At 70.7% G+C, this 20,516-nt stretch carries 14 protein-coding genes; 3 read left to right on the plus strand and 11 right to left on the minus strand.

Going from position 1 to position 20,516, the window contains the following annotated elements:
• Positions 1–100: 100 nt before the first annotated feature.
• Positions 101–1,126 (plus strand): hypothetical protein, encoded by a 1,026-nt coding sequence (locus ACLQ20_RS20740; protein ID WP_327028889.1) that lies wholly within the window; start codon positions 101–103, stop codon positions 1,124–1,126.
• Positions 1,127–1,515: 389 nt separating this feature from the next.
• On the opposite strand, the gene ACLQ20_RS20745 is transcribed toward ACLQ20_RS20740, so the two are convergent.
• On the minus strand, positions 1,516–2,661 hold the full coding sequence (locus ACLQ20_RS20745) for an RNA polymerase sigma factor (RefSeq protein WP_151452856.1): 1,146 nt from the start codon (positions 2,659–2,661) through the stop codon (positions 1,516–1,518).
• A 4-nt stretch (positions 2,662–2,665) separates the two neighbouring features.
• Entirely contained in the window at positions 2,666–3,073 is a 408-nt protein-coding gene (locus tag ACLQ20_RS20750) for a YciI family protein (protein WP_151452857.1), read from the minus strand.
• Between the two features lie 585 nt (positions 3,074–3,658).
• Here ACLQ20_RS20750 and ACLQ20_RS20755 point away from each other — a divergent pair.
• Both ACLQ20_RS20755 and ACLQ20_RS20760 read left to right on the plus strand, forming a co-directional pair.
• Positions 3,659–5,050, plus strand: coding sequence for a glycoside hydrolase family 43 protein (locus tag ACLQ20_RS20755; protein ID WP_151452858.1), 1,392 nt, complete (start codon positions 3,659–3,661; stop codon positions 5,048–5,050).
• A gap of 29 nt (positions 5,051–5,079) precedes the next feature.
• A complete protein-coding gene (locus ACLQ20_RS20760; RefSeq protein ID WP_151452859.1) occupies positions 5,080–7,830 on the plus strand; it encodes a beta-L-arabinofuranosidase domain-containing protein in 2,751 nt (916 codons plus the stop codon).
• 28 nt (positions 7,831–7,858) lie between these two features.
• On the opposite strand, the gene ACLQ20_RS20765 is transcribed toward ACLQ20_RS20760, so the two are convergent.
• The 9 genes from ACLQ20_RS20765 to araB all read right to left on the minus strand — a co-directional run bounded on the left by ACLQ20_RS20765 (position 7,859) and on the right by araB (position 20,279).
• Positions 7,859–8,851, minus strand: a complete 993-nt coding sequence (locus ACLQ20_RS20765; protein ID WP_192581264.1) for a LacI family DNA-binding transcriptional regulator — start codon at positions 8,849–8,851, stop codon at positions 7,859–7,861.
• A 311-nt stretch (positions 8,852–9,162) separates the two neighbouring features.
• Complete coding sequence (locus ACLQ20_RS20770; protein WP_327028891.1) at positions 9,163–11,247, minus strand: RICIN domain-containing protein; 2,085 nt, start codon at positions 11,245–11,247, stop codon at positions 9,163–9,165.
• Positions 11,248–11,615: 368 nt separating this feature from the next.
• Complete coding sequence (gene araA / locus ACLQ20_RS20775) at positions 11,616–13,118, minus strand: L-arabinose isomerase (protein WP_327028892.1); 1,503 nt, start codon at positions 13,116–13,118, stop codon at positions 11,616–11,618.
• Positions 13,119–13,144: 26 nt separating this feature from the next.
• Positions 13,145–14,137, minus strand: a complete 993-nt coding sequence (gene yjfF, locus ACLQ20_RS20780) for a galactofuranose ABC transporter, permease protein YjfF (protein ID WP_151452863.1) — start codon at positions 14,135–14,137, stop codon at positions 13,145–13,147.
• Entirely contained in the window at positions 14,134–15,204 is a 1,071-nt protein-coding gene (locus ACLQ20_RS20785) for an ABC transporter permease (RefSeq protein ID WP_151452864.1), read from the minus strand. The genes yjfF and ACLQ20_RS20785 overlap by 4 nt, the downstream gene beginning before the upstream one ends.
• Complete coding sequence (locus ACLQ20_RS20790) at positions 15,201–16,742, minus strand: sugar ABC transporter ATP-binding protein (protein WP_327028893.1); 1,542 nt, start codon at positions 16,740–16,742, stop codon at positions 15,201–15,203. The genes ACLQ20_RS20785 and ACLQ20_RS20790 overlap by 4 nt, the downstream gene beginning before the upstream one ends.
• A gap of 89 nt (positions 16,743–16,831) precedes the next feature.
• Positions 16,832–17,824 carry an ABC transporter substrate-binding protein gene (locus tag ACLQ20_RS20795; protein WP_327028894.1) on the minus strand — a complete coding sequence of 331 codons (993 nt, stop codon included), beginning with the start codon at positions 17,822–17,824 and terminating at the stop codon, positions 16,832–16,834.
• 89 nt (positions 17,825–17,913) lie between these two features.
• Positions 17,914–18,585 (minus strand): L-ribulose-5-phosphate 4-epimerase, encoded by a 672-nt coding sequence (locus tag ACLQ20_RS20800; RefSeq protein ID WP_425857571.1) that lies wholly within the window; start codon positions 18,583–18,585, stop codon positions 17,914–17,916.
• An 8-nt stretch (positions 18,586–18,593) separates the two neighbouring features.
• Entirely contained in the window at positions 18,594–20,279 is a 1,686-nt protein-coding gene (gene araB, locus ACLQ20_RS20805; protein ID WP_425857332.1) for a ribulokinase, read from the minus strand.
• Between the last annotated feature and the right edge of the window lie 237 nt (positions 20,280–20,516).

Consider the following 20,516-nt stretch of genomic DNA (forward strand, 5'->3'; position numbering starts at 1 on the left):
AGGGCTGCACACACGCAAAGTTGCGTGCATGCAAACTTGCGTGCACGCATTTTTCCTGCCAGTCTCGACCTGGACCGGGACCGACAGAGAGGACGTCGCCATGCGAGCAAGAGGAATGACCTACGACACCGGATTCGTCGTGCACGGCCAGACGTCCCGCGAGCACTTCGACCTCGCGGTGGTCCGGCGCGAGCTCGCCATCATCCGCGACGACCTGCACTGCAACGCGGTCCAGATCATCGGCGGTGACCCGGATCGACTGGAACTGGCCGCCGGTGCCGCCGCCGAACTCGGACTGGAGGTCTGGTTCTCGCCCTACCCGCTGGAGCTGGATCCGGAGCAGATCCTCACGCTCTTCCGCGACTGCGCCGAGCGGGCGGAACGGGTCCGGCAGCAGGGGGCCACAGTCGTGTTCGTCGCAGGCGTCGAGCTGAGCGTGATGAACCGCGGGTTCCTGTCCGGAGAGAGCCCCGAGGATCGGGTCGAGCGGCTGATGAGCCAACCCGAGCGGCGGGCCGAAGCCATCCGCGAACTCGGCGTGCACATCAACGCGTTCCTCCGCGACGCCGCGGCGACGGTCCGCGAGCGCTTCCAGGGCAAACTCACCTACGCGTCCATCCAGTTCGAGCAGGTCGACTGGACTCCCTTCGACATCGTGGCGTTCGAGCTGATCCGCTCCGCCGAGGTCGCCGACCGGTTCCGGGACGCGGTGCGCATCCTGGCCCAGAGCCCGAAGCCGCTCGCCATCACCGGGTTCGGCACCGCGGCCTACCGCGGCGCGGGAGACCGCGGTGGGCGGGTGCTGGAAGTGGTCGAGTACGACCCGGAGACCAGGGCTCCGGTACGGCTGAACGGCGTATACGAGCGCGACGAGGCCGGCCAGGCCACCTACCTGAGCGAACTGCTGGAGATCTTCGAGACCGAGGGCGTGGACAGCGCGTTCGTGTTCCTGTTCGCCCTGCCCGGCTACCCGCACCGCCCGGACGGCGACCCCAGGGACGACCTGGACCGGGCCGGCCTGGGCATCGTCAAGCTCCTCGAAGGGCGCCGAGGGCAGACCTACCCCGACATGGAATGGGAACCCAAGGCCGCCTTCGCGGCAGTGGCACAGCGCTATCGGAGGTGACAGGCCCCGAGCACGATGGCCACGGCGCGGGATCTGCACCGCGCCGCGGTGCAGATCCCGAACAGATGGACGCGGTGGTCGCCGACCGCGGCTGGTCCGCCCGGCGACGCCGCCACCAGACCCGAGCCCGCTGGCACCGCTACCGACCCGACTCGCCCTCGATGAATGACACCAGGTCGGGTTCCGCCCGTGCCGGCTGACGCACATCCCCTAAAGCGTCCTAGGACATTGATTGTCCGGCGACGCTGGGCCGCGACCTGGGCTCTCCTCGATCCGGCACTCTCTCGGCCTGTGCCGCTCGCCCGGTCTCCCGAGGAGCGACCGGAGCCGGAGTGGCCTCCCTCCGGGGCGGCCCTGTCGTACGAAAAAGCGGTGAAGTCCTGGACCGCTCAGGGGCGCTGGCGGGCGTTGAGCCGGGCGGCCTGGCGCGTCAGGTGGTCACGTTCGGCGAGGTTGGGCGCCCGCCGGGCCGCTTCGGAGTACAGCCGTGCCGCCGTCGCCAGGTCGCCGTCGCGCTCGTGGAGGTACGCCGCCACCGCCGCGTGGCGGGGCAGCGAATCGTCCAGCGCCACGAGCGCCGCCAGGCCGGCGCGCGGTCCGTCGGCCTCGCCGACGGCCACCGCGCGGTTGAGCCGGACGACCGGACTGTCGGTCAGGCGGACGAGCTCGTCATACCACTCGACGATCTGCACCCAGTCGGTCTCCGCGGCGGTGGGCGCGTCGGCGTGCAGCGCCGCGACGGCTGCCTGGGCCTGGAACTCGCCCAGCCGGTCGCGGGCGAGGGCGGCCTGCAGGATCTCGACGCCCTCGGCGATCGACGTGGTGTCCCACCGGCCGCGGTCCTGCTCGGCGAGCGGCACCAGGCTGCCGTCGGGCGCGGTCCGGGCGGCGCGCCGGGCGTGGTGCAACAGCATGAGGGCGAGCAGCCCCGCCACCTCGGGGTGGTCGATCGCGGCCGCGAGCTGCCGGGTGAGCCGGATGGCCTCGGCGGCGAGGTCGACATCGCCGGAGTAGCCCTCGTTGAAGACCAGGTACAGGACGCGCAGTACGGTCGCGACGTCGCCGGGCTGGTTGAACCGCACGCCGGAGACGGTGCGCTTGGCCCGGCTGATGCGTTGCGCCATGGTCGCCTCGGGCACCAGGTACGCCTGGGCGATCTGGCGGGTGGTCAGCCCGCCGACGGCACGTAGCGTGAGCGCGACCGCCGACGCCGGCGTCAGCGACGGGTGGGCGCACAGGAAGTAGAGCTGGAGCGTGTCGTCCACCGTGGGCGCGGGCCCGGGCGCGGGCTCCTCGTCGACGAGGTCCTCGCGCCGACGGCGGGCGGCGTCCGCCCGGGTCGCGTCGAGGAACCGACGCCAGGCCACGGTGACCAGCCAGGCCTTCGGGTCGCGCGGCGGGTCGGCCGGCCAGGTGCGCACCGCCTCGACCAGCGCATCCTGTACGGCGTCCTCGGCCGCCGCGAAGTCGGCTCCGCGGCGGACGAGGATCCCGAGCACGCCGGGCGTGAGGCTCCGGAGCAGGGCCTCCTGCATCAGGTCACTCCGTGATGGTGGGCGGCGCGGTCAGGAACGGGCGCAGCTCGAGCCACTCGTGGATCGGCTTCCCGCCCGCCCCGGGGGCGGCCGACAGCTCCCCGGCCAGCTCGACGGCGCGCTCGTAGCTGTCGACGTCGATCACCATCCAGCCGGCGATGAGGTCCTTGGTCTCGGCGAACGGGCCGTCGGTGACCGGCGGGCGCCCCTCACCGTCGTACCGGACGAACGTCCCCTCGGGGGCGAGCGCCTGACCGTCGACGAACTCGCCGGTCCCCTCGAGCCGGGTCGCGAAGTCCTGCATGTACTGCACGTGCGCCGAGATCTCCTCCGGCGTCCACTGGTCCATGGGTACGTCGTTGACCCCGGCCGGAGCGCCCCGGTAGTGCTTGAGCAGCAGGTACTTGGCCATCGTGTTTCCCCTCTCGGTGCGGGTGCGAACCCATTCTGATCGCGTCCACCACGGGGACGGAGCCGGTCCCGGGTTCTCGACATCGCTGCCCGGATATTTCTGGGTCGATCTCGTGTCCGGTCCCGGAGCATGCGAGATCCGAGGTGCGTCGGCTCCTGCCCCGCGCGCTCCGGTGCCGTCCCGTTGCCCGCAGGCGACCGGATCCGCACCGCAGGCGGGCGGGCGACCGGCGGACAGGGCTCGGCTTCCCGGGCCGGGAGGAGTCTTGCGCGGGCGTCACGCGGAAACTATGTTATCGATAACATAGATGTTTCCCCATGGCTTGTCTGGACGGTCGCGCGGCCGTTCCGACCGCCGCGCCCGTGGCACGCACCACCCGTCCCGCACCTCTTCCCCGACGTCACACCCGCTCCGGCGACGGCGTGCCGCCGGGCCCTTCGGCCGGCCGGAGCGCTCGCCGACGGCTGGCCCGTCCTGACTCGGCCGGCCCCACGACCAGCACCCGAAAGAACCAGGACGTAAGGGCTCTCGCGGCGCCGGCCCGCCAACCGCCGCTCTCCCGCCACCATCGAGAAAGGTCACCCCATGGCCCTGACCCGACGAGCCTTCACCCTCGGTGCGGTCGCCACCGGCGCGGCCACCGCCACCGGCCTGACGATCGCCCCCCGGGCGGCCTCGGCAGCGGCCTACACCGGCTACGTGATGACCTACTTCACCGAGTCGCCGAACTTCGTCGGCGCGGACTACGGCCTGCACCTCGCCGTCAGTCGCGACGGTCTGAACTGGACCCCGCTCAACCAGAACAACCCGGTGGCCACCCCGACCGCCGGCCAACTGGGGCTGCGCGACCCGTTCATCTTCCGCAAGCAGGACGGCACGTACATCGTCATCGCCACCGACCTGCGCGGCACGAACTTCGGCGTCATCAGCCAGTACCTGCACGTATGGGACTCGACGAACCTGACCGGCTTCACCGGTTACCGGCGGCTGCGGATGCACACCTACAACGCGCACACCTGGGCGCCGACGGTCTTCTGGGACGCCAACCGCGGGCAGTACGGCATCGTCTATTCCTGCAACACCAGCAGCGGGGACGTGTTCCTGGTCAACTACACGTCCGACTTCCACTCGGTCGGCTCCCCGCAGGTCTTCTTCAGCCCCGGCTTCGGCGTCCTGGACAGCGACATCATGGTCGACGGCGGGGTCACGTACCTGTACTACAAGAACCTCGCCAACGGAAACCTGTACGGCGCCCGCTCGTCGACCGGCGCCCCGAACAGCTTCACCACCTACACCGGCGGCCTGCGGCAGGGCGACGCGATGGAGGCCCCGCTGCTGGTCAAGCGCAACGACGGCAACGGCTGGTACCTGTGGGGCGACTCGTTCGCCCCGGTGAACGCCGACTACTACGCCTGGTCCAGCGGCAACATCACCGCCAACGCGTGGACCACGCTGAACCAGCGCGACTACACCCCGCCGCTGAACGGCAAGCACGGCTCGATCCTCGGCATCACCGAGGCCGAGTACGCCGGCGCGGTCAGCCGGTGGGGCACCCCGAACTGGGTCCGGCTGAAGTCCGCCAACTTCCCGGACCGGTTCGTACGGCACCTCAACGGTGTCGGGCGCCTCGACGCGTACCCCTTCGACCCGTACCAGGACCAGCTGTGGCGGCTGGTGCCCGGCCTGGCCGACCCCTCCGGGGTGTCGTTCGAGTCGGTGAACCGGCCCGGCAACTTCCTGCGCCACAGCGCCTACGCCATCCGGCTCGAACCGGACAACGGCACCGCGACGTTCCGCGCCGACGCCACGTTCCACCGCACGCCGGGCCTGGCCGACTCCTCGTGGACGTCGTTGCGCTCCCACAACTTCCCGGACCGCTACCTCCGACACTCCGGCTACCTGCTGCGCATCGACCCGCTGAGCGCCTCCTCCAGCGCCGCCGACCGGCAGGACGCCACCTTCCGGCTCACGTCGTAGCACCCCGACCCCCGCTTCCGGAGGCCCTGATGCCCACTCCCTTCCTCAACCGTCGACTCCTGCTCAGGTCCGCCGGCGTGGCCGCCGTCGCCGCCACCGGCGGGCCCGTCCTCGGCGCCGTCACCGGCGGCGACGCGGCAAGCGCCGCCCTGCCCCCGGCCCGGTCCGACATCGGCGTCTCCGCCTACGCGTTCGAGCCCGGCCAGGTCCGGCTGTCGGCGAGCCGCTGGCAGGAGAACCAGAGCCGCACGCTGAACTACCTGCGGTTCGTCGACGTCGACCGGCTGCTCTACAACTTCCGCGCCAACCACCGCCTCTCCACGGCCGGCGCCGCGCCGACCGGCGGCTGGGACGCCCCGACGTTTCCGTTCCGCACCCACATGCAGGGACACGTCCTGACCGCCTGGGCCCACGCCTGGGCGGTGCTCGGGGACGCCACCTGCCGGGACAAGGCGAACCGCATGGTGGCGGAACTGGCCAGGTGCCAGGCCAACAACGCGGCCGCCGGCTTCAACACCGGATACCTGTCCGGCTTCCCGGAGTCGGACTTCACCGCGCTGGAGGCGCGGACGCTGAGCAACGGCAACGTGCCGTACTACTGCATCCACAAGACACTCGCCGGGCTGCTCGACGTCTGGCGCCTCGTCGGCAACACCCAGGCCCGCGACGTGCTGCTGGCACTCGCCGGCTGGGTCGACTGGCGCACCGCCCGGCTCACCACCGCCCAGACGCAGGCCATGCTGGGCACCGAGTTCGGCGGCATGAACGCCGTCCTGGCGGACCTGTACCAGCAGACCGGAACCGCCCGGTGGCTCACCGCCGCCCAGCGGTTCGACCACAACGCCGTGTTCAACCCCCTCGCCGCCAACTCCGACCAGCTCAACGGGCTGCACGCCAACACGCAGGTGCCGAAGTGGATCGGCGCGGCCCGGGAGTTCAAGGCCACCGGCACCACCCGGTACCGGGACATCGCCAGCAACGCCTGGAACATCACCGTCGACGCGCACAGCTACGTGATCGGCGGCAACAGCCAGGCCGAGCACTTCCGCTCCCCCGACGCCATCGCCGGGTACCTGCGCACCGACACCTGCGAGGCCTGCAACACCTACAACATGCTGAAGCTGACCCGGGAGCTGTGGCTGCTGGACCCGAACCGGGCCGCCTACTTCGACTTCTACGAGCGGGCGCTGCTCAACCACATGATCGGCCAGCAGAACCCGGCCGACGCCCACGGCCACGTCACCTACTTCACGCCGCTGAACCCGGGCGGCCGGCGCGGGGTCGGTCCGGCGTGGGGCGGGGGCACCTGGAGCACCGACTACGACTCGTTCTGGTGCTGCCAGGGCACCGGTCTGGAGACCAACACCACGCTGATGGACTCCATCTACTTCCACAACGGCACCACGTTGACGGTGAACCTGTTCATGCCGTCGGTACTCACCTGGACGCAGCGCGGGATCACGGTCACCCAGAGCACCTCGTACCCGGTCGGCGACACCACCACCCTGACCGTGACCGGCTCGGCCGGCGGATCGTGGACGATGCGGATCCGGATCCCCGGATGGACCAGCGGCGCCAGCGTCAGCGTCAACGGCACGCCGCAGAACATCGCCACGACCCCCGGCAGCTACGCCAGTCTCACCCGCTCCTGGGCCTCCGGCGACGTGGTCACGGTCCGGCTGCCGATGCGGGTCGTCATGTCGGCCGCCAACGACAACGCCGCGGTGCAGGCCGTCACGTACGGCCCGGTGGTGCTCTCCGGCAACTACGGCAACACCGCCCTGAGCGGGTTGCCCGCGCTGAACACCGGTTCGATCACGCGTACCAGCACCAGCGCCCTCGCGTTCACCGCCGTCGCCAACGGCGCCACGGTCGGCCTCGGACCCTTCCACGACGCGCACGGGCACAACTACACCGTCTACTGGAGCGTCGCCGGCAACGGCGGCGGCAACGCGAGCTTCCGCCTGGTCAACGCGGCCAGCGGCCTGGTGCTCGGCATCCGGGACATGTCCACCGCCGACGGCGGCCCCGCCCTCCAGTGGGGCGACACCGGCACCGCCGACCACGACTGGCAGCTCCTACCCGGCGGGTCGACGATCCGGCTGCGCAACGTCCACAGCGGCAAGGTACTCGGCGTGGAGGGCATGTCCACCGCCGACGACGCCCGCATCGTCCAGTGGGCCGACAACGGCACCGCCGACCACGACTGGACGCCCGTCGACGTGGGCGACGGCACGCACAAGCTGCGCAACGCGCACACCGGCAAGCTGCTCGCCATCTCCGGCGGCGCCACCGCCCAGGGCGCCCAGGCGGTGCAGGACCAGGACAACGGCAGCCCGGACAACCAGTGGAGGTTCGTGCCCAACGGCGCCCGCCGGATCCAGAACCTCGCCAGCGGGCTCGTGCTCGGGGTGCGGGACATGTCCACCACCGACGGCGGCCTCGTCCTCCAGTGGGGCGACACCGGCACCGCCGACCACCTGTGGACCGCGATCGTGGACACCGGCGGCTACCTGCGGCTGCGCAACTCGCACAGCGGCAAGGTGCTCGGGGTCGAGGGCGGCGCCAGCGCCGCCGGCGCCCGGATCGTGCAGTGGGCCGACAACGGCGCGAACGACCACCGGTGGCGGCTGCGGTACGGCGGCAACGGCTACTTCCGCGTCCAGTGCGCCAACGGCGGCCGGGTCCTCGGGGTGAGCGGCGGCTCCGGCAGCCAGGGCGCGCAGATCGTCCTCGGCACCGACAGCGGGGCCGCCGACCAGCGTTGGCGGTTCGTCTGAACCGTGTCGCGAGGACCTCCACCCGGCCCTAACGGCGCGGCGGCGCCCCGACGCTGCGGCGGGCGACCAGGCTCGGTGCGACCGTCTGCCGAAGCGGGCCGACGACCTGCGACGACTCGATCTGGGCGAGCAGCAGGTCCAGGCTCGCCCGGGCGACCGCGGCGAAGTCGGGACGCACGGTGGTCAGCGGCGGGATGAAGTACGCCGCCTCGGGCACGTCGTCGAAGCCGACCACGCTGATGTCGTCCGGCACTCGCAGGCCGTGCTCGTGCAGCGCCCGCAGCACGCCCAGCGCCAGGTGGTCGTTGGCGGTGAACACCGCGGTGACCTCCGGTATCCGGGCGAGCATCTGCCCGCACCGGTAGCCGGCCGCCGCGGACCAGTCCGCCGGGATCAGCGGCGGCGCCTCGGCACCCGCCGACCGCAGGGCCTCCCGCCACCCCTCGATGCGGCCCGCGCTGTCGAACCAGTCGGGCGGGCCAGACACGTGCCAGACCGTCCGGTGCCCGGCGTCGAGGAGATGCTGCGTGGCGGCGCGGGCACCGGCGACCTGGTCGACCGTCACCAGCGGAATCGGCCGCCGCGGGTCGCCGTCGACGGTTACCAGGGGTACGTCCTTCGGCAGCCGTCCGAGCGCCTCCCCGGCCGACTCGACGGGCGCGATCACCACGATGCCGGCGACCCGGTGCGCGAGGTGCCGCTCCACCGCCGCGGAGATGGACTGGTGGTCGAGGTCGCTGACGCTGCCGACGCTGACCGCGAAGCCCGCCTCGGCGGCCGCCTGTTCCAGGGCGGTCAGCAGCGAGGCCGGGCCGAAGAGGGTGGTGTTCTGCGCGACCACCCCGATCACCTGGGACCGGCCGGTGACCAGTGCCCGCGCGGCCCGGTTGGGCCGGTAGCCCAGCTCGGTGATCGCCGCCTGGACGCGCAGCCGGGTCTGCTCGCGCACGTTGGGGTGCCCGTTGAGGACCCGGGACACCGTCTGGTGGGAGACGCCGGCGAGGCGAGCCACGTCCGTCATCGCGGGACTGCGCACGGCCACCTCACTTCCCCGCCTGCCCGTCGACGATCGCACACGTCGTCGTCGACGGGAGCGGCCATCGTGTTGCTGCCTCCGCCACGGCGACGTGTGCCGGGTGACCGGTGGAAACGCCGACAGTCTACGCCAGTCGTCCCGTCGGTCAGGGTGCGGCTGAGCCGGCACACCAGACGGGACTGCTGGCGGCGCGCGCCCCGGGGCGGAAGGGGTTTCCGATGGTTCCCCGCACCCCACCCCGGACCATTCGCCGTACGATCCTCAGGCTCTCGTACGCCTGGGAACGGTGACCGGTGTCATGGTGTCGTCAGGGTGAACCGGCGCACCGTCACCTGGCCGCCCAACGACTGGGTGGCGTAGTTGAAGATGCCGAACCGGTATCCCATGAAGAACTGCCAGGCGTTGTTGAGGGTCAGGGCGTTGCCCAGCGGGACGAACGTGACCCCGTCGGTGCTGTACGAGAACCTCGCCTGGCGACCCGAGCCGGGCCGGATGTCGGCGTTGGCGCGCAACCAGATCCGCCCGCCGGACACCGGCGCGCTGGCGATCTCGGTTCCGGTGCCGGTGGTGTTCCAGTTGTCGGTGCCCATGGTCAGGCCGTTGGTCATGACCACCCGCGTGGCCCCGTTCTCGCGCTTGACGCCGATCCACGCCGAGGTGTCGCGCAGCATCGCCAGCCCGGTCCGGTCGCCGTCGCGCATCGTGGAGTAGTCCAGTTCGATGGTGCCCGTCGAGGTCGGACCCTGGATCCGATGGGTCACCGTGTTGCGCGCCCGGTAGAGGTCGTTGGTCACCGTCGCGGTCTGCAGGCGCAGCCCGTTGTTCACCGACCACCGGCTGTTGTCCGGGTTGTGGTTCCACTCGTACTGGACGCCGAGGGTGGTGCCGGGGAAGGTGTCGGTCCCGGTGAGCGGCTTGACCGGACGCGACGGCAGCGGGTTGGGGTAGTTGACGCCCCAGGAGCCGTTGACCGCCTGCACCTGGGGCCAACCGTCGCTGGTCCAGGTGATGGGGGCCAGCGTCGGCATCCGGCCGCCGGGGTACGCGTCGGTGAACGCCATGTAGTACCAGCCCCCGTTCTGGGTCTGCACCAGTCCGCCCTGGTGCGGCACCCCACCGCCGGAGATCGGACCCGGCATGTTGAGCAGCACCTGTCGCTGCTCGTACGGACCGAACGGGCCGTTCGTCGACTTCAGCACGTACTGGCCGTTGGCCGGGCGGGTGAGCCAGATGTAGTAGGCACCGTTGCGCTTGTAGAAGCGCGCTCCCTCCAGCGTGCCGATGCTCGACGGTGTCTGGTACACCTGCTGGGCCCGCACCTGGGTACGTCCGTCCGGCGACAGCTGGGCCACGCTGATCGTGCCGTTGCCGTACGCGACGTACATGGTGTCGTTGTCGTCGACGAGCATCCCGGCGTCGTAGTAGCAGTTGGGGATGGTGGTGTGGCGGCTCCACGTGCCGTCGACGGCGGACGCGGTGTAGATGTGCGTCTGGGCGAAGTCGATGCAGCCGGCCCAGTAGAAGGTGCGGTTGCTCGGCCGGTAGTTCAGCGTGGAGGCCCAGATGCCGTCGACGTACCCGTGGCTGCCGTTGGCCAGGTCGTACTTCGTGCCGAAGTCCAGCCGGGGCACCGAGTGCCCGGCGAACTCCCAGTTCACCAGGTCCCACGACCGCAGCACGGGGGCGCCGGGCGAGTAGTGCATGGTGGAGGCCGACATGTAGTAGACGTCGCCGACCCGGATGATGTCGACGTCGGCGAAGTCCTGCCAGACGACCGGGTTGCTGAAGGTGCCACCGGGGTTGCCGCTGTCGCCGACGCGGACCAGCTGCCACTGCTGATGGCCACCGTTGAAGTCGTCGTACTGCACGATGTTGCCGCCGTCAGCGGTGGAGGCGTTCTGCACCTCGACCACCTTGTTCGAGTTCCGGTTGATCAACCGCACGTACCCGTCGGCTGAGTCCGCCAGCCGGAACTGCTGGTTCGTCCCGTTGCCGTCGCTCCACTGCACGATGCTGGCGCCGTTGGCCGTGGAGAAGTTGTAGACGTCGAGCACCTTGCCCGAGTGGCGGGACTTCAACCGGTAGTACCCGCCGCCGGAGTCGACGAACTGCCACTGCTGCCCGTTGCCGTTGTTGCGCGGCCACTGCGTGATCCGCGCCCCGTCGTTCGTGGCCCCGTTGTACAGGTCCAGCACCTTGCCACTGTTGCGATTCACCAACACGTACCACGCGCTGGTGTCCACCGTCGCCGCCGAAACCGGCCCCGGAGACACCGCGACGAGCCCGCTCGCCGCGAGCACCGCGACCACCGCGGCCGAGACACGCGACAACCAACCACGCCGTCGGGGCACAGCCCGCGAGGGCCCACCAATGGCAACCATGATCCTCCTTCGAGAGCGCTGACACGATCCGGATTCCGTCGGGGAGCGTCACCCGGGCGCCTGCGACCACCGCGGCGATCGGCCATCTCGAATGTGATCGCTCACAGCCGTGCCACCGTCATGACGCACAGAGTCGCACGACCCCGGCAAGGAGGTCTTCGGCCGGCATGCCCCCGTGGAGGCCGATCGACCCATCCATCGACTGTGAGCGATAACATGGCGTTCGTCAAGACGTCACGCATGAGCCGGGACAGCGACCGGAACGCCGACGGGGGCCCTCCCGGCACGGGAGGACCACCCGGGGCCACCGACGGAACCGACCAGCGGGCCAGGCCGAGGGCGCGCTGGTGGTTGCCCTCCTGCGCGGGTCAGAACCCCCGGGCGAGGCGGTAGTAGGCCTGGTTCCACCGGATCTCGTTGGCGAAGCGGCGGGGCTCGGTGTGCTCGTCGATGACGACCAGCTCGGTGCGTACCATCTCGGCCAGGTCGTGCAGCTCCTCGACGCCCACCGCCTGGGACAGCACGGTGTGGTGCGGGGCGCCGGCGGTGATCCAGGCCTCCGCCGAGCCGGCCAGGTGCGGGCGGGGCCGCCACACCGCCCGGGCGACCGGCAGCCGGCGCAGCGGGTGCGGCGGCGCCACCACGTCGACCTCGTTGGCCACCAGGCGGAAGCGCTCCCCCATGTCCGCGAGACCGAGCACCACCGCCGGGCCGGGCGCGGCGTCGAACACCAGCCTGACCGGGTCCTCGCGGCCGCCGATGCTCAGCGGGTGGACCTCGACCTTCGGGGTGTCACCGGCGATCGTCGGGCAGACCTCGAGCATGTGGGCGCCGAGCACCAGCTCGTCGCCCGGCGTCAGGTCGTAGGTGTAGTCCTCCATGAAGGACGTCCCACCCTCGACCCCGACCGCCATCGCCTTGAGCGAGTGCACCAGCACCGAGGTCTTCCAGTCGCCCTCGCCGCCGAAGCCGTAGCCGTCGGCCATGAGTCGCTGCACGGCGATGCCGGGCAGTTGGCGCAGACCGCCGAGGTCCTCGAAGTTCGTGGTGAAGGCCCGGAAGCCGCCCTCCTCGAGGAACGCGCGCAGGCCGAGTTCGAGGCGCGCGGCGTAGCGCAGCGAGTCGTGTCGCTCCCCGCCGGGCCGCAGCTGCGGGTCGACCCGGAAGGTGTCGTCGTACTCCTTGACCAGGTCGTCGATCTGCGCGTCGGCCACCTGGTCGACGACCGCGACGAGATCGTTGACGCCGTACGTGTTGACCGAGACGCCGAAGCGCAGCTCCGCCTCGACCTTGTCGCCCTCGGTCACGGCGACGTCGCGCATGTTGTCGCCGAAGCGGGCCAGCCGCAGCGACCGCATCGCCGAGTAGCCGAGCGCGGCCCGGGCCCAGGCGCCGACCCGGGCGGTCACCCGGGGGTCGCTGACGTGCCCGGCGACGGTCTTGCGGGCGACGCCGAGCCGGGTCTGGATGAAGCCGAACTCGCGGTCGCCGTGCGCGGCCTGGTTCAGGTTCATGAAGTCCATGTCGATCTCGTCCCAGGGCAGCAGGACGTTGGCCTGGGTGTGCAGGTGCAGCAGCGGCGTCCGCAGGGCGTCCAGGCCGGCGATCCACATCTTGGCCGGCGAGAAGGTGTGCATCCAGGCGATCACCCCGACCACACCCTGCGCGGCGGCGTCCCGACAGGCCTTGAGGATGTCGGCGCTGGAGGTCAGGACCGGCTTCCAGACCACCCGGACGGGGATCCCCGGCGCGTCGTCGAGCTGCGCGGCGATCTGCCGGGACTGCTCGGCGACCTGCCGGAGGGTGTCCTCGCCGTACAGTCCCTGGCTTCCGGTGAGGAACCAGACCTCGGGTTGGGGGTGCGTTGCCATGCAGTTGCCTTCCGCGAGATGGGCGGTCACTTGAAGCGGATGCCGATGAGGCGCTGGAGGAGGATGAAGGCGAAGAGCAGGCCACCGATCACGATCCTCGTCCACCAGGAGTTCAGGCTCCCGTCGAAGGTGATCAGGGTCTGGATCACGCCCAGCACCAGCACACCCAGCACGGTGCCGAAGACGTAGCCGGACCCGCCGGTGAGCACGGTGCCGCCGATGACGACAGCCGCGATCACGTCCAGTTCCATGCCGATGGCGATCAGCGGTGCGCCGGAGAGCGTGTAGAACGACAGCAGGATGCCGCCGATAGCCGAACAGAGGCCGCTGACCGTGTAGACGGCGATTCGGGTACGCCCCACCGGCAGGCCCATCAGCAGCGCCGACTGGGGGTTGCCGCCGATCGCGTACACGGTGCGGCCGAAGCGGGTGTACGCCAGCACGTACGCGGCGACCAGCACCACCGCGAACGCGATCAGCACGATGATCGACACGAAGTTGCCGCGCGGGTCGCCGATGCGCTCCTGCGACACGGCCGTCCAGAAGCCGTCGGTGATGGGGATGGACGCGTCGCTGATGAACGTGCACATGCCCCGGGCGAAGAACATCCCGGCGAGGGTGACGATGAACGGTTGGATCTCGAAGAAGTGGATCGCGCAGCCCATCAGGAACCCGAGCGTCGGGCCGATCAGCAGCGCGACGACCAGCACCAGGGCCGCGGGCAGACCGTCCTGGAGCAGCGACGCCGACACCATGGCGGTCATCGCGACGACGGAGCCGACCGACAGGTCGATGCCGCCGGTGAGGATCACGAAGGTCATGCCGACCGCGACGACCAGCAGGAAGCCGTTGTCGATGAAGACGTTGAAGACGACCTGGACGTTGGAGAACGCCCGGTACTGGGACACGCCGACGCCGTACATGACCAGCAGCAGGGCGAGGGTGGCCAGGACCGGGACGTGCCGTCGGGGCACCCTGGGTCGCCAGGCACGGCCGGTGGTCAGTGACGTGCTGCTCATGCCGGCACCTGCTCCTTCTCCCGCCGCCGCGCCGTGGGCCCGGGCGTGGTGCCGCGACGGCGGCGGCTGAACCTGGCCCGGAACGCCGGCGCCTGGATGAGGCAGACGGCGATGACGACGACCGCCTTGAACAGCAGGGCCGTCTGCGGCGAGATGTTCATGGCGTACACCGAGGTGGTGAGGGTCTGGATGATCAGCGCGCCGAGGATGGTGCCGCCGAGGGAGAACCGGCCACCGGCGAGTGAGGTGCCGCCGATGACCACCGCGAGGATCGCGTCGAGCTCCACCCAGAGGCCGGCGGCGTTGCCGTCGGCGCTGGACACGTTCGCCGTCATCATGAACCCGGCGACCGCGGCGCAGGCGGCGCTGAGCACGTACACGAGGAAGACGACGCGGCTGGATCGGATGCCGGCCAGCCGGCTCGCCTCGGCGTTGCCGCCGACCGACTCGACGATCAGACCGAGCGCGGTACGCCGGGTGAAGGCGGCGATGAGCAGGGCCGCCGCGAGGGCGATGAAGACGGCCAGCGGCAGGGTCAGGAAGTGCCCGAGCCCGATCGCCCGGTACGGCCCGGAGTTGATCGTGATGATCTGGCCCTCGGTGACCAGTTGCGCGAGCCCTCGGCCGGCCACCATGAGGATCAGCGTGGCGATGATGGGCTGGATGCCGATGACGGCGACCAGCACCCCGTTCCAGGCGCCGAGCGCGAGCGCGGCGCCGAAGGCCAGCGCGAGCGCCGTGAGTACGGTCGCCGGGCTGTTCTGGTCGGGCGCCTCGCTGATGTGGAGGCAGGCGATGGCGCCGCTGATGGCACAGAGCGATCCGACGGAGAGGTCGATGCCGCCGGTGGCGATGACGAGGGTCATGCCCAGCGCCACCAGCATCAGCGGTGCGCTCAGCCGGAGGATGTCGACCGGGGTGCCGTAGAGGTGCCCGTTCTTGACCTCGATGGAGAGGAAGCCGGGCCGGTAGATCGTGTTGGCCAGGATCATGACCACCAGCACGAGCACCGGCCAGAACAGGCGGTGGCCGGTAAGCGGGCGGAGGCGGTCGGCGACGGCGTTCACCGGATCACCTCCGCACCGGTGGTGCCGCTGGCGATGGTCCGCATGACGCGGTCGGCGTCGAGGGTGTCGTCGTTGTCGAGTTGGGCGACCATCGTCCGGTCACGCATCACGGCGACGCGGTGGCTCAGCCGCAGCACCTCCTCCAGCTCGGCGGAGATGAACAGCACCGCCATGCCGTCGTCGGAGAGCTGGACCACCAGTTTCTGGATCTCGGCCTTCGCGCCGACGTCGATCCCCCGGGTGGGCTCGTCGAGGATGAGCAGGCGCGGCTCGGTGATGAGCCAGCGGGCCAGGAGCACCTTCTGCTGGTTGCCGCCGGAGAGGTTGCGCACCGGCAGATCCGGGTTCGCCGGCCGGATGCTGAGCGCCTGGATGTACTTCTCGACCAGCTCGTCCTGCCGGCGGCGGGGGATCGGCCGCAGCCACCCGCGGGCCGCCTGCATCGCGAGGATCATGTTCTCCCGCACCGACAGCTCGGGGACGACGCCCTCCGCGCGGCGGTTCTCGGAGCAGAACCCGACGCCGCGGTCGATGGCCTGGACCGGGTTACGCACCTGCGTCCCGCCGCCGTCGACGACGACCGTGCCGTGGTCGGCGCGGTCGGCGCCGAACAGCAACCGCGCCACCTCGGTACGGCCGGAGCCGAGCAGGCCGGCGAGCCCGACCACCTCGCCGGCGTGGATCCGCAGGCTGAAGGGGGCGACCGCACCCTTGCGGCCCAGCTCCGACGCGTCGACCAGCAGGGCCGCGTCGGACCGTACGGCGGCGGTCCGCTTCTGCTGCTCGTCGAGGCGCTCCAGGACGTCGAGCTCCTTGCCGATCATCTTCTCGACGAGGCTGAGCTGGGGCAGCTCCTCCGTCCGGTACTCCCCCACCAGGGCGCCGTTGCGCAGCACCGTGATGCGGTCGGCGATGCCGTAGACCTGGTCGAGGAAGTGCGTCACGAAGAGGATGCCGATGCCCTCGTCGCGTAGCTGCCGCATGATCCGGAAGAGCTGCGCGACCTCACCGGCGTCCAGGCTGGAGGTCGGCTCGTCGAGGATCAGGACCCGGGCCCGTACGTCGATCGCCCGGGCGATGGCGACCATCTGCTGCACCGCCAGGGAGTACGTGCCGAGCTGCGCGGTGACGTCGATGTCGAGATCCAGCCGGGCCAGGAGCGCCCGCGCCCGCCGGCGCATCTCGCCCCAGCGGATCGCGCCGAGACGACGGGGCTCCCGGCCGATGAAGATGTTCTCCGCCACGGACAGGTTGGTGCAGAGGTTGACCTCCTGGTAGACGGTGCTCACCCCGGAGGCCGACGCCTGCATCGGGCCGCTGAAGGCGACCTGCTCACCGTCGAGAACGACGGTGCCCTCGTCGATGGCGTAAACGCCGGTCAACACCTTGATCAGGGTCGACTTGCCGGCACCGTTCTCGCCCATCAGGGCGTGGACCTCGCCCGGGAACAGGCGGAGATCGACGTCGTGGAGCGCGCGTACCCCGGGGAAGGTCTTGCTGATCCCGGTCATGGTCAGGACCGGACGGCTATCCGTCATCCCATCGGACCTCTTCTGGATGGTGTCGGTAGGACAGGAGCGAGCGACGGGCCGGGGTCGCCGTCGACGGACGGCGACCCCGGCGTCGGTCAGTACTTGCGGTTGGGCAGTGCCTCCTTGGCCTGCTCCTGGGTGAAGGTGGTCTCCTCGGTCTCGATCCGGGCCGGGACCTCCTCGCCGGCGTGGACCTTCTTCGCCAGGTCCATCAGCTGCGGGCCGAGCAGCGGGCTGCACTCGGCGATGAAGTTGAACCTGCCGTCGGCGAGGGCCTGCATGCCGTCCTTCACCGCGTCGATGGTGATGATGGTGATGTCCTTGCCGGGCACCTTGCCGGCCGCGGTGATCGCCTCCAGCGCGCCCAGACCCATGTCGTCGTTGTGCGCGAAGAGCACGTCGATCTTCGGGTTGGCTTTGAGGAACTGCTCCATGACCTGCTTGCCGTCGGCCCGCTTGAAGTCGCCTGACTGGGAGGCGACGATCTTCAGGTTCGGGTTGGCGGCGATCGCCTTGGCGAAGCCCTCCTTGCGGTCGTTGGCCGGCGCCGAGCCGGTGGTGCCCTGAAGCTCGACGACGTTCACCGGCCCGCTGGCGCTCTTGGTCTGCTCCACCAGCCACTCGCCGGCCAGCCGGCCCTCCTTGACGAAGTCCGAGCCGAGGAACGTCTTGTAGAGCGACTTGTCGGCCGAGTCGACGGAGCGGTCGGTCAGGATCACCGGGATGCCGGCGTCCTTGGCCTCCTTGAGCACGGTGTCCCAGCCGGACTCCACCACCGGCGAGAAGGCGATCACGTCGACCTTCTGCTGGATGAAGTTCCGGATCGCCTTGATCTGGTTCTCCTGCTTCTGCTGCGCGTCGTCGAACTTCAGCTCGATCCCCGCGGCGGCGGCGGCCTCCTTGATCGAGGTCGTGTTCGCCGTCCGCCAGCCGCTCTCCGCGCCGACCTGCGAGAAGCCCAGCGTGACCTTGCCGTCGTCGGCGGAGCCGTCGCCGGTGTCGCTGTTGCCGCAGGCCGCCAGGCTGCCCGTGAGCAGCACGGTGGCGACGACCGCGAGCAGGGTGCGTGCCGTTCTCCTGGTTCTCATCGGTTCTCCTCGGTGGGGTGGTCCGGACACGTGGCGCGCGCGTGTCCCGGTGTGGTGGTGAGGTTGGTACGAGAAGGGGCCGTTCCCGGTCAGCCAGGTGCCGGGCGTTGGCCGTAGACGTTCTGATACCGGTCATGCAGCGAGCTGATGTCGGCCTGCGTCATCGGCAGCGGCTGCCCGAGCGCCCGCGCCAGGTGCGCGGTACGGGCGACGTCCTCGCACATCACCGCGGCCTTGACCGCCGCGCGGGCGTCCTTGCCGATCGTGAAGACCCCGTGGTTGCGCATGAGCACCGCCGGCGAGCGGTGCCCGGACAGGGTGCTGACGATCCCCTTGCCGATGTCGTCACCACCGATCAGCGCGAACGGCCCCACCGGGATCTCCCCGCCGAACTCGTCGGCCTGGGCGGTCAGCCAGCACGGGATGGACTCGCCCCGGGCCGCCCAGGCGGTGGCGTAGCTGCTGTGCGTGTGCACGACGCCACCGACCTCCGGCATGGCCCGGTAGACGTAGGCGTGCGCGGCGGTGTCGCTGGACGGCGCGCCGTTCCCGTCGACCACGGTCCCGTTCAGGTCGCACACGACCATGGTGTCCGCCGTCAGGGCGTCGTAGTCGACACCGCTGGGCTTGATCACCATGAGGTCCTGGCCCGGGACCCGCGCCGAGACGTTGCCGGCGGTCCAGGCCACCAGCGCGTACCGGGTCAATTCGGCGTGCAGGCGGGCCACCGTCTCCCGCAGGACGCTCACCTGCCGCGCCATGTCGTTGCTCATCCGATCGCCTCCAGAACCGTGTCGGTCCGCGCCGCGGCCGCGTCCAGGGCCGTGTTCCTGATCGCCCGCAGGCGGAGCATGACGTCGTCGCCGCCGCGGCCGAAGTGGTCGTGCAGCGCGCGGTACTCGGCGTAGAGGGCGTCGTACGCCCGCGCGTTGTCCGGGTCCGGCTGGTACACGCCCTCGTTCACCCGGCCCATCGCCGCCGAGGCCCGGTGGACGTCCGGGTACGCCCCGGCGGCGACGGCCGCGTGGATCGCCGAGCCGAGCGCCGGTCCCTGGGCGGAGCCGATGATGCCCAGCGGGCGGTTGGTGACGTCGGCGTAGATCTGCATGAGCAGCCGGTTCGAGGCGAGACCACCGGCGACGACCAGGTCGGTGACCGGTATCCCGGCCTCGACGAACGCCTCGATGATCATCCGGGTGCCGAACGCCGTGGACTCCAGCAGCGCCCGGTAGACGTCCTGCGGCCGGGTGGTCAGGGTCAGCCCGACGATCAGGCCGCTGAGGTCGTGGTTGACCAGCGGTGACCGGTTGCCGTTCCACCAGTCCAGCGCGATGAGGCCGTGGGCCCCGACCGGTTGGTCGGCGGCCAGTTCGGTCAACCGCTCGTGCGACGCGACTCCGGCCGGCGCGGCGTTCCTGACGAACCAGCCGAAGATGTCGCCGACCCCGCTCTGCCCGGCCTCGTAACCCCACGCGCCCGCGCTGATGCCGCCGTCGACGACACCGCACATGCCGGGCACCTCGGCGGGGTGGGTGCCGTTGAGGACGTGGCAGGTGGAGGTGCCCATGATGGCCACCAGTCGGCCGGGGCTCAGTGCCTGGGCGGCGGCGGCGGTGACGTGGGCGTCGACGTTGCCGACCGCGACAGCGATGCCCGCCGGCAGCCCGGTCCAGGCGGCGGCGCGGGCGCTGAGGGTGCCGGCCCGCTCGCCCAGCGGCAGCAGGGGACCGTCCAACTTGGCCACGAAGTCGGCGAAGCCAGGGTTGAGGGCGCTCAGGTAGTCGGTCGACGGGTACCGGCCGTCCTGCCAGATGCCCTTGTATCCGGCGGTGCAGACGTTGCGGGTCTCCTCGTCGCACAACTGCCACACGATCCAGTCGGCGGCTTCGACGAAGCGCTCGGCACGGCGGTAGACCTCCGGATCCTCCTCGAGGATCTGGAGACCCTTGGCGAACTGCCACTCGGCGGAGATCTTGCCGCCGTAGCGGCCGATCCACGGCTCGTGCCGCTCGTGGGCCAACGCGTTGATGCGGTCGGCGTGCGACTGGGCGGCGTGGTGCTTCCACAGCTTCACCCAGGCGTGCGGCCGGTGGCGCAGCTCCGGGACCTCGCACAGCGGGGTGCCGTCGGCGAGCGTCGGCAGGACGGTGCAGGCGGTGAAGTCGGTGCCGATGCCGATGACCTGCGACGGGTCCACACCGGCGTCGGCCATGGCGGCGGGGACGGCGTGCCGCAGGACGTCGCGGTAGTCCTCCGGGTCCTGTAGGGCCCAGTCGGGAGGCAGTGCCGGGCCGCCGTCGGGGAGCACGGCCTCGATCACGCCGTGGCGGTACTCGTGCACCGCGGTCCCGACCTCGGCACCATCGCGAACCCGAACCACCAGCGCCCGCCCGGAGAGGGTGCCGTAGTCGACTCCGACCACGTACCGCTCGTCCGCACCGTCCACACTGCCCATGTCCACCTCCGATCAATGACCGGCATAGTGTTAACGCTCACATACAGCGCCGTCAAGACGTTGGCCGACAACAGCTCAGTAACGGAAGGATAGGCGGAGCGTGTGGCCCGGACCAGAGGCATCACACCCGGTCACCATTCCCGCGCTCTCGGCTGCCCGGACACGGTGCCGGCGCCCGCTCGGCGGAGGCACGGGGGCGGGAGCGCCCGGCGCCGCAGCCCGGGCGGCAAATCGACG

Source organism: Micromonospora sp. DT46, assembly GCF_049841735.1.
Taxonomy (GTDB): domain Bacteria; phylum Actinomycetota; class Actinomycetes; order Mycobacteriales; family Micromonosporaceae; genus Micromonospora; species Micromonospora reichwaldensis.

Coding starts and splice junctions, on each gene's coding strand:
- ACLQ20_RS20740 (WP_327028889.1), top strand. CDS start 101: ATGCGAGCAAGAGGAATGACCTACGACACCGGATTCGTCGTGCACGGC.
- ACLQ20_RS20745 (WP_151452856.1), bottom strand. CDS start 2,661: ATGCAGGAGGCCCTGCTCCGGAGCCTCACGCCCGGCGTGCTCGGGATC.
- ACLQ20_RS20750 (WP_151452857.1), bottom strand. CDS start 3,073: ATGGCCAAGTACCTGCTGCTCAAGCACTACCGGGGCGCTCCGGCCGGG.
- ACLQ20_RS20755 (WP_151452858.1), top strand. CDS start 3,659: ATGGCCCTGACCCGACGAGCCTTCACCCTCGGTGCGGTCGCCACCGGC.
- ACLQ20_RS20760 (WP_151452859.1), top strand. CDS start 5,080: ATGCCCACTCCCTTCCTCAACCGTCGACTCCTGCTCAGGTCCGCCGGC.
- ACLQ20_RS20765 (WP_192581264.1), bottom strand. CDS start 8,851: ATGACGGACGTGGCTCGCCTCGCCGGCGTCTCCCACCAGACGGTGTCC.
- ACLQ20_RS20770 (WP_327028891.1), bottom strand. CDS start 11,247: ATGGTTGCCATTGGTGGGCCCTCGCGGGCTGTGCCCCGACGGCGTGGT.
- araA (WP_327028892.1), bottom strand. CDS start 13,118: ATGGCAACGCACCCCCAACCCGAGGTCTGGTTCCTCACCGGAAGCCAG.
- yjfF (WP_151452863.1), bottom strand. CDS start 14,137: ATGAGCAGCACGTCACTGACCACCGGCCGTGCCTGGCGACCCAGGGTG.
- ACLQ20_RS20790 (WP_327028893.1), bottom strand. CDS start 16,742: ATGACGGATAGCCGTCCGGTCCTGACCATGACCGGGATCAGCAAGACC.
- ACLQ20_RS20795 (WP_327028894.1), bottom strand. CDS start 17,824: ATGAGAACCAGGAGAACGGCACGCACCCTGCTCGCGGTCGTCGCCACC.
- ACLQ20_RS20800 (WP_425857571.1), bottom strand. CDS start 18,585: ATGGCGCGGCAGGTGAGCGTCCTGCGGGAGACGGTGGCCCGCCTGCAC.
- araB (WP_425857332.1), bottom strand. CDS start 20,279: ATGGGCAGTGTGGACGGTGCGGACGAGCGGTACGTGGTCGGAGTCGAC.